The organism is Lentzea sp. NPDC004789, from assembly GCF_053601075.1.
In genome coordinates this window covers 58,398-71,296 of the sequence record NZ_JBSGBE010000023.1, presented here as the reverse complement: position 1 = coordinate 71,296, position 12,899 = coordinate 58,398, and the positions used below count along the sequence as shown (strand labels likewise).

At 71.1% G+C, this 12,899-nt stretch carries 8 protein-coding genes; 5 read left to right on the top strand and 3 right to left on the bottom strand.

What is annotated here, in order from left to right; genetic code table 11:
• Positions 1-198: 198 nt before the first annotated feature.
• Positions 199-831 (top strand): hypothetical protein, encoded by a 633-nt coding sequence (locus tag ACWEIJ_RS38100; protein WP_449842131.1) that lies wholly within the window; start codon positions 199-201, stop codon positions 829-831.
• Positions 832-844: 13 nt separating this feature from the next.
• Here the strand turns inward: ACWEIJ_RS38100 and ACWEIJ_RS38095 are convergent, their stop codons facing one another.
• Positions 845-3,487: a hypothetical protein gene (locus ACWEIJ_RS38095; RefSeq protein ID WP_449842130.1), complete on the bottom strand. Its 2,643-nt coding sequence runs from the start codon at positions 3,485-3,487 to the stop codon at positions 845-847.
• 199 nt (positions 3,488-3,686) lie between these two features.
• On the opposite strand from ACWEIJ_RS38095, the gene ACWEIJ_RS38090 reads away from it, so the two are divergent.
• Complete coding sequence (locus ACWEIJ_RS38090) at positions 3,687-4,115, top strand: YkvA family protein (RefSeq protein WP_449842129.1); 429 nt, start codon at positions 3,687-3,689, stop codon at positions 4,113-4,115.
• 57 nt (positions 4,116-4,172) lie between these two features.
• Here ACWEIJ_RS38090 and ACWEIJ_RS38085 read toward each other — a convergent pair whose 3' ends face one another.
• Positions 4,173-6,050, bottom strand: coding sequence for a S8 family serine peptidase (locus ACWEIJ_RS38085; protein WP_449842128.1), 1,878 nt, complete (start codon positions 6,048-6,050; stop codon positions 4,173-4,175).
• Positions 6,051-6,334: 284 nt separating this feature from the next.
• Here ACWEIJ_RS38085 and ACWEIJ_RS38080 point away from each other — a divergent pair, with 284 nt between their 5' ends.
• The 3 genes from ACWEIJ_RS38080 to ACWEIJ_RS38070 all read left to right on the top strand — a co-directional run bounded on the left by ACWEIJ_RS38080 (position 6,335) and on the right by ACWEIJ_RS38070 (position 11,898).
• On the top strand, positions 6,335-7,540 hold the full coding sequence (locus ACWEIJ_RS38080) for a calcium-binding protein (protein WP_449842127.1): 1,206 nt from the start codon (positions 6,335-6,337) through the stop codon (positions 7,538-7,540).
• 14 nt (positions 7,541-7,554) lie between these two features.
• The gene (locus ACWEIJ_RS38075; RefSeq protein ID WP_449842126.1) at positions 7,555-8,382 is read left to right on the top strand and encodes a hypothetical protein; all 828 of its coding nucleotides are present in this window, start codon (positions 7,555-7,557) and stop codon (positions 8,380-8,382) included.
• 69 nt (positions 8,383-8,451) lie between these two features.
• Positions 8,452-11,898, top strand: a complete 3,447-nt coding sequence (locus tag ACWEIJ_RS38070) for an AfsR/SARP family transcriptional regulator (RefSeq protein ID WP_449842125.1) — start codon at positions 8,452-8,454, stop codon at positions 11,896-11,898.
• Here ACWEIJ_RS38070 and ACWEIJ_RS38065 read toward each other — a convergent pair.
• A complete protein-coding gene (locus ACWEIJ_RS38065; protein WP_449842124.1) occupies positions 11,891-12,865 on the bottom strand; it encodes an NADP-dependent oxidoreductase in 975 nt (324 codons plus the stop codon). The genes ACWEIJ_RS38070 and ACWEIJ_RS38065 overlap by 8 nt on opposite strands.
• Between the last annotated feature and the right edge of the window lie 34 nt (positions 12,866-12,899).

Below are 12,899 nucleotides of genomic sequence, written 5' to 3'. Positions count from 1 at the left end.
TTCAGTGAAAGGTATCGCAACGCTAGGTTCATCGGCGTGTGCCGCGCTTGTATTACAGCGGACTTCAGTCACACGATGGTGCCTATTGCTAGGAACCTCACACGGGCTTTACTCTTGACTATAGACCTGAAGCTAGATCAACTGAAGTTTTCTGAAGGTCCCGTACCTGCCGGCTCATGAGGTCAGGAGGCGGGGAGCATGAATGCCCTGTCATCGGTTCAGCCGATCTACCCGGTCCCGCGCGTGATCGTCATGGCGGCCATCCAGGTGCCTTCGGCCTGCAGCAACTCGGTGAGAGCCCAGCTGCGCTGGGACACCTACCGGTTGTTCGAGCGGGCGCTGCTGCACAGCGAGAGCACGACGGATCTCCGCGACCGGCACGTCGACCGGGTCGACGGGCTGATGACCCTGATCCACGTCACCGACCGCTTCCCGAAGACCTGGTTGCTGACCAGGTTCGCGCCGAGGCTGCGGGAGCTGCTCGACGAGCGCAACGCGGATCAGGGCGACCCGTTGCGGCTCAGGATCGCGATCCACGCCGGGGACGTGGCCTGCGACGACGCGGGGTGGTTCGGCGAGGAGATCGAGATCGCCAACCGGCTGCTCGCCGCTCCCGCTCTGCGGACCCGCCTTCAGCAGACCACCTCGCCCGTTGCTCTCGTGGTGTCCGAACAGATCCACCGCTCGGTCGTCCGGCACGGTTACGACGGCATCGACCCGCAGGCGTTCACCCAGCTGATCAAGCTCCAGGTGGCCGGTCTCGAATGCCGCGGCTGGGTGCACGTGCCCGGCGGTCCGGAAGGGGGCTTCACCGGACCGCACGTCCGGTGAAGCCCCGCCGACCTCAGCTCAGCTGGGTGAGGCCGAACTTCCAGATCCCGCGACCGTGCGTCGCGACGTACACGGCGTTGTCGGACTTCGAGTACTCGGCGTCGAGCACCGCGGTGGTGGGGAGCCCACCGCCCAGGCGCTGCCACTGCGTCGACCCGGCCGGGCGGTACAGGGTGGCCAGGTCGGTGGCGAGCACGAGGGCGCCGGTGGAGAGCACCTTCACCGCGTTGGCGGGTACGTCGGGCAGGTTCGCCGAGACGTCCTTCCACGTGGCGCCCTGGTCGGTCGTCTCGAAGACGTGGCCGACGCCCGCGCCGGGGCCCTCGGTCCAGCGGCGGCTGAAGCCGTTGAACGCGACGTACGCGTGGTTCGGGTTGGCCGGGTCGACGCCGAAGCCCGCGACGTACCGGTTGGGCAGCACGCCGTCGGCGGGCAGGTTCAGCTGGTGGAAGCTCTTCGCGTCACCGAGTTTGCCGACCGCGATGCCGCGCGCGAAGCCCTGGTTGTTGCACGGGCCGCACCAGCCGACGTAGGCGACGCCCTGCGACAGGCTCACCGCCGTGGCGGTGTGGCCCGCGCCGAGGTCGAAGGCGTTCTGCCAGTCCTTGCCGCTCTTGATGCCGAATCCCTTGGTGTTCAGCCAGATGTGCTGGCCGCCCGCGATCCAGTTGTTCACGTTGTGGTCGTCGGCGGCGAACGGCGCGATGAAGCGCGCGGGTTCGTCACCGGGGCTCGACGTGTACGGCTGGATGTCCACCGAGGTGGAGGCCGAGGAGTCCGGGTTGGTGTTGGCGTTGCAGTTCTGCGTGGCCCGCATGGCCAGGTTGGTGTACTCCTGCACCTGCCGGCACGCGTTGTCCGGGTCCGCGAGGGAGTCTCCGCCGTCGCCGCCGAACGGTGAGCCCATGGTGGTCTCGCCCGCGCGCAGCATCGAGGCGCCGTTGTCCTGCAGGCCGCCGCTCACGCCCACGCCGGACTTGCCGTTGTAGGAGTCCTTGCCGACCGACACCGAGTAGTACTGCAGGGCGTCGATGGTGCCGTCGTTGAGGTTCTGCCAGTCCGTGGCGTGGCCGTCGCGGTCGGTCGACCCCTGCACCGGCCGGCGGTAGAGGCCGCCGTCGTTGCCCACGAAGACGTACGGCTTGCCCTGGTAGGACCCGATCGCCACGGAGTGCTGGTCGGAGTGCGTGGTCTTCTGGCAGGTGTTCTTGCTGTCGTCGGGGTTCCAGCACGCGAAGCTGAAGTTCCAGTACGGGCCGACGACCTTCCAGTTCGAGCCGCCGTCGGTGGTCTCGTTGACCTCCTCGAGGCCCGCGTAGACGTGGTCGGGGTTGGCCGGGTCGACCGCGAGGAACTGGTTGTACCAGGCCTGGATGCCGGGCCCGTAGCCCTTGCCGCCGACGGACTGCTTGAGCGCGGAGCCGGAGTTGGCGAGCTTGGTGGAGTCGGCGATCTTGTTCCACGGCCCGGACGGGGAACCGGTGTTGGAGACGTAGATGCCGTCCAGGTAGCTGTTCACGGTGCCGACGGTCTTGTTGTACAGCGTCGGCGACTGGTTGATCGCGTACAGCTTCGAACCGTCCGCGGCGAACGCGAACGTCGCGAAACCGATGTCGTTGGGCTGGATGGCACCGCCGGGGTTGACCTTCTTCCAGCCACCGGCGGTGTAGTCGGTGGTCTCGTAGAAGCCGTTGTAGGTGTCACCGCCGCGCCAGGCGATCGCCGCGACGACGTGCTTGGGGTTGCGCGGGTCGGCCGCGACGTCGTTGACGATGTTCTTGTACGCCGCGCTGGGGTCGTTCGCCTTCGCGCCACCGGGCAGGTAGTCGGGGTTCGGGGCGTACTCGAGGTGCCACGCGCCGGTCGTGCTCGCGGCGTCGTGGGTGAACAGGCCGCGGTTGGTCGCCGCCCACACCTTCCCGCCCGAGAACCGGACCTTCTGGATGACGCTGCTCTCCAGCTCGGGCCCGCCGACGCGCAGCTCCGGCGTGAACTGACCGCTGCGCGGGTCGGCCAGGCGGTAGACGCCGGAGCCGACGTAGCTCGTGGCACCGGTGTTGGCCTCACCGGTCGCGTACCAGAGCGAACCGTCGCCGGCCAGGGCCAGGTCGCCGGTGGACAGGCTGGGCAGCTGGTCGGCGATCGGCGTCCAGTTGCCGCCGCCGGTGCTCGAACGCCAGACGCCGCCGTTCGCGCCCGCCGCGTAGACGTAACCGGCGTTGTCGGCCGCGAGACCGGTGATCCGGCCGGTCACGTTGCCCGAACCGCCGCTGGAGTTCGACGCGTAGTCGCGGTAGCGGGGGTCGTCGCTGTCGTAGGGGACCTTCGTGATCTCCGACCATTGTCCCGGCGTGCTGGAAAGCCCTTTCAGGTCGGTGAAGGCGGCGCCGTACGCGCCGGGTGCGACGATTCCGGGCGCGGTCCGCGCCTGCGCGAACTGGCCGACCGCGGTGGAGTACTCGAATGCTTCCTCACCGGCCTCCTGGGACTCGCCCATCATCGCCTCGAGCATTTCGCGCGGCTGGTGCGGCAGCCCTTCGCCGGGTTCGCCGGCGAGGCCCAGCACCTCCTGGAACTCGTGGTTCGTGCCGACCACGACCATGCTCGCGACCAGCGCGGCCGCGGCGCCCAGTGCTATTGTCCGTTTTCTGCTCAAAACGGCCATTTTCGGCCCTCCTTGATGCGACGGTGCGCAAAGGCAACCTGAGCGCGGTGGCCAAATCCAGGAGGCGGGAATAACGATATGGCCGAACAAATTCACATTCTATTCGCTGTGAATGCATTCACTCGGACGACGGTGTCGCTGGAGGGCCGGTCGGCACCGGGCGGGGCCGAGGACGTAACTTCGAGGTGTGATGACCGGCTCGTTCTGGTGGGACCTGCTCATCGGCATCGGCGCCGCGCTGCTGCTGAGCTGGGTGGCGCTGGTCGTCGCGTTGCTCGTCGTCCGCCCGCGCGGCGGCCTGCTGCGCGAGGCGCTCCGGCTGTTGCCCGACGTGCTGCGCCTGGTCCGCCGTCTCGCCGCCGACAGGTCGCTGCCACGCGGCGTCCGGACCCGGCTCGGTCTGCTGATGGTCTACCTCGCGCTCCCGATCGACCTGATCCCCGACTTCATCCCGGTTCTCGGCTACGCCGACGACGCGATCATCGTCACCGCCGTGCTGCGCGGCGTCGTGCGGCGGGCCGGACTCGACGCGGTGCGCGCGCACTGGCCCGGCACGGACGACGGGTTCGCGGCGGTGGTCCGCCTCACCGGCCTGGACCGCGCCGGTCCGGACGGGTAGCTGTCCGTTCGAGGACCGTCCGGCCGGTCATCGACCGGCCGGACGGTCACTGCCGAGCTACGAGGCGAGCGGGATGTCGCCGCCGACGCCCCACTGGGTCGTGCTGATGCCGCGCACGTACCAGTTGCCCTCCCACGGGCGCCACACGGCGAGGTCGGTCACGCCGTCACCGTTGTAGTCGCCGGGAACCGGGATGTCGCCCGCGACGCCCCACTGCGTGGTGCTGATGCCGCGGACGTACCAGTTGCCCTCGGAAGGACGCCACACGGCGAGATCCGCGACGCCGTCACCGTTGTAGTCGCCCACAACGGGAATGTCGGCGCCGATGCCCCACTGGGTCGTGCTGATCCCACGCACGTACCAGTTGCCCTCGGAAGGACGCCACACGGCGAGATCCGTGATGCCGTCACCGTTGTAGTCGGCTGCAACGGGAATGTCGCCGCCGACGCCCCACTGGGTGGTGCTGATGCCGCGGACGTACCAGTTGCCCTCGGACGGGCGCCAGACGGCGAAGTCCGTGACGCCGTCACCGTTGTAGTCACCGGGAACCGGGATGTCGCCCGCGATGCCCCACTGGACCGTGCCGATGCCGCGGACGTACCAGTTGCCCTCGGACGGGCGCCAGACGGCGAAGTCGGTCACGCCGTCACCGTTGTAGTCGCCGGGAACAGGGATGTCGGCGCCGATGCCCCACTGGGTGGTGCTGATGCCGCGGACGTACCAGTTGCCCTCCCACGGCCGCCAGACCGTCAGATCCGTTGTCCCGTCACCGTTGTAGTCGCCCTCCGGGCCCCAGCGGGTGAACAGCGAGTAGAGCAGCCGGTTCGGCGATCCCGTGCCGGGATCACCGACCACGCCGGCCGTCGCGTTGCGGACGACGGCGTCGTGCACTCGCTGGGCAGGGGCCGCCGGGTGCCGCTGGAGGTACAGCGCCGCCACACCGGCCACGTGCGGGGTGGCCATCGAGGTGCCGCTGATCGAGTTGGTCGCCGTGTCGCTGGTGTTCCACGACGACGTGATGCCGACGCCCGGTGCGAACAGGTCGGTGCAGGTGCCGAAGTTCGAGAACGAGGCCCTGGCGTCGTTGGCGCCCGTGGCGTTCACCGTCAGGGCCTCCGCGACCCTGGCCGGCGAGGTGGAACACGCGTCGGCGTTGGAGTTGCCCGACGCCACCGCGTAGGTGACGCCGGACGCGATCGAGTTGCGGATCGCGGTGTCCAGCGGGTCGAACGCGCCACCGCCCAGGCTCATGTTCGCCACCGCCGGCTTGACCGCGTTGGCGGTCACCCAGTCCACTCCGCTGATCACACCGGCGAAGCTGCCGCTGCCGCTGCAGCTCAGCACCTTCACGGCGACCAGCCGCACCGCCTTCGCCACGCCGTACTCCGCGCCACCGATCGTGCCCGCCACGTGCGTGCCGTGGCCGTTGCAGTCGGTGTCGTTGCCGTCTCCCGTGGTGTTGGTGCCCCAGCTCGCGCGTCCGCCGAACGTCGAGTGCGTCACGCGGATGCCCGTGTCGATCACGTAGGCGTGCACGTTCTGCGCGGTGGGGCCGTAGTTGTAGCGCTGGTCCAGCGGCAGGCTCCGCTGGTCGATCCGGTCCAGGCCCCACGACGGCGGGTTCACCTGCACCGAGTCCGCCTTGACCACGGAGTCCTGGTACACCGCCGCCACACGGGGGTCACGGGCGAGCGCCTTCGCGTCCGCCGCGCCGGCGCTGACCGCGAAGCCCTGCAGCGCGTGCTGCCAGCTCGCGGTCACCTTTCCCTTGTACTGCTTGGCGAGCGAGCTCGCGCTCGCCGTCGCCACGCCGTTGCGGAGCACGACCACGTACTGGTCCGCGATCGCCGTTCCCTTCGGCGCGGCGATGAAGACGCCTTCCGCCGCCGAGGCGGTCGCGACGCAGGTCGACAACCCCGTCGCGGCCACCACCATCCCTGCAAGCGCACGCCAAACGGCGCGTCTGCCCGAGGTTTTCACAAACGCCCCTCTCGTCCGAGACAAGCCTTGTGCGGGCGCACGGTGCGCCCGCCAGGAAGTCGTCGCAGCCGGGGTTTCGTAACCGGAAAACACGGGTATCGGCCCAAATGACTCCGTCGGGACCGGTGATCTGGTCCTTTCGCGCCGCGCCTCCTCCCTCGGGCAGCGGATTCCCAGAGCTCGCCCAGCGTCGTGGGGCACGGTCGGCCCACACGCATTCGAGGTAGGGGAGGAACCTGATGCGATCAGCCGTTCTGGCCGCCGCCGTGCTCGCCGCCGCCTTCGCGGTCCCGGCGACACCGGCGTACGCGGCCGCCACCACGTGCAACGGACTACCGGTCACGATCTCCGGGACCGCGGGCAACGACTCGATCATCGGCACGCCCGGCAACGACGTCATCGCGGCCGGCGCGGGCAACGACGTGGTGCTGGGACTCGACGGCAACGACACCGTCTGCCTCGGCCCCGGTGACGACCTGTTCGACGGTGGCGCGGGCGACGACACCATGGTCGCCGACGCGACCCCCGACGGCGCCGACACCTACGTCGGGAACGGCGGTCTCGACGCGGTCACCTACGCCGCCCGCACCACGCCGGTCACGGTCACGCTCGACGGCACCGCCAACGACGGCGCGCCGGGTGAAGGCGACAACATCGCGGCCGACATCGGCGGGATCACCGGTGGGTCCGGCAACGACGTGATCGACGCGAGCGCCGGCCGGGTGCAGACGTTCGTGTTCGGCGGGCCCGGCAACGACACGCTCGCCACGAACTTCAACGCCGGAGGAGGCGCGGGCGACGACACGCTCAGGCTGGTCAACAGCGGCAGCGGATCGTTGTTCGGCAACGACGGCAACGACACGCTCTTCGGCGGTCCCGTCCGCGACAACCTCATCGGCGGCAACGGCAACGACAAGGTGTTCGCCGGCGGTGGCGACGACGAGCTGTTCGGCGGGCCGGGCGACGACCTGCTCGCCGGGGAGGCCGGCAACGACGACCTGTTCGGCGAGGCGGGCAACGACGAGCTCATCGGCGGTCTCGGCAACGACACCGTCGACGGCGGCGACGGCAACGACGTCTCCGACTCGCTGGTCTCGCTGGACGGCAGCGACTTCTTCTTCGGCGGCAACGGCGTCGACACCGCCAACTACAGCCCCCGCCAGTTCGGTGGCGGCCGGACGTTCACCATCAGCCTGGACGCGGTGGCCGACGACGGCGAGCCCGGCGAGGGCGACAACAACTGGACCGACGTCGAGAACGCCAACGGCGCCGTCGGTCCCAACGTCATCACCGGCAACAGCGGCGCGAACGTGCTGCGCGGCGGCCAGTCGAACGACGTGATCCGCGCGGTCGACGGCATCTCCGGCAACGACACGGTCATCGGCGGCATCGGCACCGACCTCTGCACCGCCGACCCCGGTGACACGAAGGACTGCGAGCTCTGAGGGGGAGGAAACGCATGTACAGAAGCAAGTTCTCACGCGCGTTGACGGTGGCGGGTGTCACGGCGGCACTGCTCGTCGGTCTCACGGCTCCGGCCGGTGCCGTGACGCTCGACGAGGTGAGCGGCAACGGCCACGGCACGATCTTCCGCGCGGCGGGCAGCAACTTCGGCGTTCCGCTGCTGGCCCGCTTCCAGTACCACTTCACCGGCGGCGACCACCACATCCGGCAGGTCTCGGCGATGCCGTTGCCGCAACAGATCGCGGTCGAGGTCGCGTTCGCCGACGAGAACGGTGACGACGACTACGGCTACCGCGTCTCCGCCGAACACGTCGACGCGACCGGCGTCGTGCAGGCCTCGTTCCACGGCACCTGCGTCGGCCAGTGCTCGGTGTTCCTCTTCACCCGCCCGGCCGCGGACGTCGTGTTCGTGCTCCAGGGCTTCCGGGTCACCTTCGACAACGGCGACCACCACCTGGACAAGATCGGCGTGCAGGAGGACAACGGCGTGCTGACGACGGCGTTCCGGGACAACAACGGCGACGACCCGTTCACCTACGACGTCAGCTACGCCTGGGTGCCGCGCAGCAGGTTCAGCACGCTCACCGAGTCGTCGAGCGTGGTGCACGCCAGCGGGCTGGCGACTCCGGCGGCCGTCGCCGGTGAGAAGGTCGTCCGCGGTTTCTCCATGGACAACGTGAACACCGGTGACAGCGGTGACAACCACATCCGCGACCTGGGCGTGGTGGCGAACTTCGACAACTTCGAGATCCGCTACGGCGACGACAACCCGCGCGACTCCGCCGACTGGAGTTACTCCGTGCGGTACGGCGTCCTGGTCTGATCGTGTATCTGAGGCGGGCACGGCGGCACTTCACGAGGAGAGTTCTTCTTCCTCGTGCGGAGGCTCGCCGTGCCCGTCCAGTTCAGGATCCTCGGACCGCTGGAGGTGCTGGCCGACGGCCGCGCGCTGGCGCTGGGCGGGCCGCAGCAACGGGCACTGCTGGGATTGTTGTTGCTGGAAGCCAACAGGGTGGTCTCGCAGCAACGGCTGATGACCGACCTGTGGGGCGACAGTCCACCTGCGACGGTGAAGAACCTGTTGCACGGCTGCGTTTCCGGCCTGCGCCGCGTGCTGCCACCGGACCGGCTGATCACGCGGCCGCCCGGCTATCTCGTGCGGGTGTTCCGCGGCGAGCTGGACGCGGACGAGTTCGAGCGGCTGGCGGCGGACGACTCGGTGGCGGCCGCGCTGGAGCTGTGGCGAGGGCCGGCGTTGCACGACGTCGAACTGGACGCCTGCCGGGTCGCGGCGGCGCGGCTGGACGAGCGGCGGCTCGCGGTGCTGGAACGCCGGATCGATCTGGACCTCGACCGCGGCCGGTTCGCCGCCCTCGCTGCCGAACTGGCGGCGCTGGTGCGCGAACACCCGTTGCGCGAACGGTTCTGGGCGCAGCTGATGATCGCGCTGTCCGGCACGGGCCGGCAGAGCGAGGCGCTGGCGGCGTTCCGGCAGCTGCGCGCCACGCTGGTCGACCAGCTGGGCATCGAACCGAGCGCGGTGCCCCGGCGGGTGGAACGGGCGGTCCTCGCGGGGGAGGACGCGCTGGCCGCCTACCGGGAGCGCGAACCCCTGTCGCCGGCACCGGACCGCCCGGTGCCGGCTCAGCTTCCGGCGGCGATCGCGGCCTTCACCGGGCGGGCCGGTGACCTGGAGCGGCTCGACGTGCTCGTTGGCGGGGCGTCGCGGTCGTCTGGCGGGGTGATGGCAGGTGGCGCTGGGGCAGGGGAGGTGTCAGCGACCCGGTCGTCTGGCGGGGTGATGGCAGGTGGCGCTGGGGGAGGGGAGGTGTCAGCGACCCGGTCGTCTGGCGGGGTGATGGCAGGTGGCGCTGGGGGAGGGGAGGTGTCAGCGACCCGGTCGTCTGGCGGGGTGATGGCAGGTGGCGCCGGGTCAGGGGAGATGTCAGCGACCCCGTCCGCAGCGGCGGGCGAGGCAGGTTCCGGTGATCTCGACGCGCGTGTCGCCGATGAGCCGCCGCATCCGTCCATCGCGATCGTGGCGGGCGCGGCCGGGGTCGGCAAGACCACGCTCGCCGTGCACTGGGCGCACCGCGTGCGCGACCGTTTCCCCGACGGCCAGCTCTACGTGAACCTGCGCGGGCACGCCCCGACACCGCCCGTGCAGCCCGCGGGCGCGCTGGCGGGATTCCTCGCGGCACTGGGACTTCCGGCCGCGCAGATCCCGCTGGACCTCGACCGGGCCGCCGATCTCTACCGCACGATGCTCGCCGACCGGCGGATGCTCGTGCTGCTCGACGACGCCCGCGGTGTCGACCAGGTCCGCCCGCTGCTGCCCGGCGGCCCCGGTTGTGCCGTCGTGGTGACGAGCAGGTACGGCCTCGGCGGCCTGGTCGCCAGGGACGGCGCGGCCCACCTCGTGCTCGACGTGCTCTCGCCGCCCGAGGCCGTCGCGTTGCTGCGTCACACGCTCGGCGCACGGGTCGACGCCGAGCCGGAGGAGACCGCGGAACTCGCGCGGCTGTGCGGGTTCCTGCCTCTCGCACTGCGCATCGCCGCGGCCAACCTGACGTTGCGGCCCGGCCGGACCGTCGCCGCGCACGTCGCCGACCTCGCGGCCGACGACCGGCTCGACCGGCTCGCCGTGGTCGGTGACGACGAGACCGCCGTGCGCGTCGCGTTCGACCAGTCGTACGCGGCCCTGCCCGAGGAGGCCGCCCGGCTGTTCCGGCTGCTGGGGCTCGTGCCGGGACCGGACTTCCCCGTCCCCGCCGCGACGGCGTTGCTCGGCACCGGCGCCGGAGCGGGGCTGGACCTGCTCGCCGACGCCCACCTGCTGCTCCAGCCGGCACCGGGCCGGTACGCGTTCCACGACCTGCTGCGGCTGTACGCGGCCGAGCGGGCCGCGGGTGACGACGACCGCGACGAGGCGGTCGGGCGGCTGGTCGACTGGTACCGGCACGGTGTCGACGCCGCCGTCCGCACCCTCGACCCCGAGGCGGTCCGGCTCCCGCTGGCGACGGCGGAACCCTTTGCCACGTCAGCGGAGGCAACCGCGTGGCTCGACGCGGAACTGGCGGGGCTGGTCGCCGTGGCCCGGCTCGCCGCCGAGCGCGGACCGGCCCAGATCGCCTGGCAGCTCACCGCCTCCCTGCGGCTCTACTTCTGGCTCCGCATGTGCACCGTCGAGTGGCTGGCGGTCGCCACGGCCGGCCTCGACGCCGCCACCGCCGCGGGCGACCTGCCCGGACAGGCCGCGGCCACCCTCTGCCTCGCCGACCTGCACCGGCTGCACGGCCGCTACCGGGTCGCGATCGACCACTACACCCGTGCCGCCGCACTGGCGCGGTCGGGCGGCTGGCTGGACGGCGCGGCGGTGGCGTTGAGCAACCTCGGGACCGCGCACTTCTGGCTCGGCGATCTGGCACAGGCCGAGGTGCACTACCGGCAGGGCCTCGACGTGGCGGTCCGCACCGGTCGGGTGGCGGGGGAGTCGAACACGCTCGGCAACCTCGGGCTCGTGTACGAGCTGCAGGGTGAGCTCGGCCGCGCCGTCGAGCACCACGGCCGCGCTCTCGCCCTGCACCGGCGGATCGGGGCGCGGCAGAAGGAGGCGGTGAACCTCGCGAACCTCGCCGACACCTACCACCAGCTCGGCCGGCTCGACGTGGCCTACGACCACATCACGCAGGCGCTGAACCTGCACCGCGAGGTCGGCGACCGGGGTGCGGAGGCCGAGTCGTTGCGCATCCTCGCGGGCATCTGGCTGGACCAGGGCAAGCACGACCGCGCACTGGACCGGGCCGTCGAGGCGGTCGCGCTCGCCACCGAGACCGGCCACCTCCCGATCAAGACGAACGCCCTCAACACGCTCGGCGCGGTACGGCTGCGCAAAGGTCAGGCCGAGGCACGCGACGAGCACGAGCACGCGCTTCGGCTCGCCCGCGCCGCGGGCACGCTCTACGCGGAGGTCGTCGCCCTCACCGGGCTCGCCGCGTGCCTGCTGCACGACGACCCGGACCGCGCCCGCACGCTGGCCGAGCACGCGCTCGCCGAGACCGACCGGGTCGCGTTCCGCATCGCCGCCGCCGAGGCCCTCACCGTGCTGCTGGAGATCCACCTCCACACCGGTGATCGCGAACGGGCGGCGGCGTGCGGGCACCACGCGCTCGCCCTGCACCGGGCCACCGGTCACCGCCTCGGTGAGGCCCGCACCGCGTTGCTCCTCGGCCACGCGCTCGAACCGGCGGCGGCCCAGGCTGCCTGGCGCCGGGCGGCGATGTTGTTCACCGACATCGGCGTCCCGGAGGCGGCGGAGGCGCGGGCGCTGCTCAGCTGACGCGGACGAGCATCTTGCCGGTGTTGTCACCGCGCAGCACGCCGAGGAACGCCTCGACGACGTTGCCGAACCCCTCGACGACGGTTTCGTCCACGCGCACCGAGCCGTTCTGGAGGTGTGGAACCAGGAAGCGCTCGAACGGTTCCCGTGCGTCGAGGTGCTCGCGGACCAGGTACCCCTCGACCCGCAGGGACTTGAACATCACGTCGGCCAGGTTGCGCGGCGCGGCGGGCGGGGCCGAGCTGTACTGGGCGATCGCGCCCGACCACGCCACCCGGCCGTGCTCGCGCAACGCGCCGATGGCCGCCTCCAGGTGATCGCCGCCGACGTTGTCGAGGTAGACGTCGATGCCGTCCGGAGCGGCCTGGGCGAGCTGCTCGCCGACCGGGCCTTCGCGGTGGTTGAACGCCGCGTCGAACCCGATCTCCTCCAGGTGCGCGACCTTCGCCGCCGACCCGGTGCTGCCGATGATCCGCCCGGCGCCCATCAGCCGCGCGATCTGGCCGGCCGCGCTGCCCACGCCTCCGGCCGCCGCCGACACGAACAGGTCCTCGCCCGGCTGCAGCCGGGCGATCCTGGTCAGCCCGACGAACGCCGTCAGCCCGGTCCCGCCCAGCACCCCGAGGTAAGCGCTCAACGGCACGCCCTCAGCCTGGTCGACCCGCCGCACGTCCGCCGCGCCGACCACCGCGTGCGTCGTCCAGCCGCCGCGGTGGAACACGGTCGTGCCGACCGGGAGCTCGGGCGACCGCGACTCGACGACCCGGCCGATCGCCCGGCCCTCCAGCCCAGCCTCGCCGGTGTTCATCAGCTGCCGCATGTACGGGTCGACCGACAGGTAGACGTTCTCCACCAGCACCTGTCCGGACGAGAGGGCGGGCAGCGGTTCGGTGACGACGGTGAAGTCCTCCGCGCTGGGCGTCCCCTGTGGACGGCGGACCTGGCGGACGGCGAGGAATGTGCTCATGCCGCCAACGTAGGAACCGGCGGCGCGGCGGAGC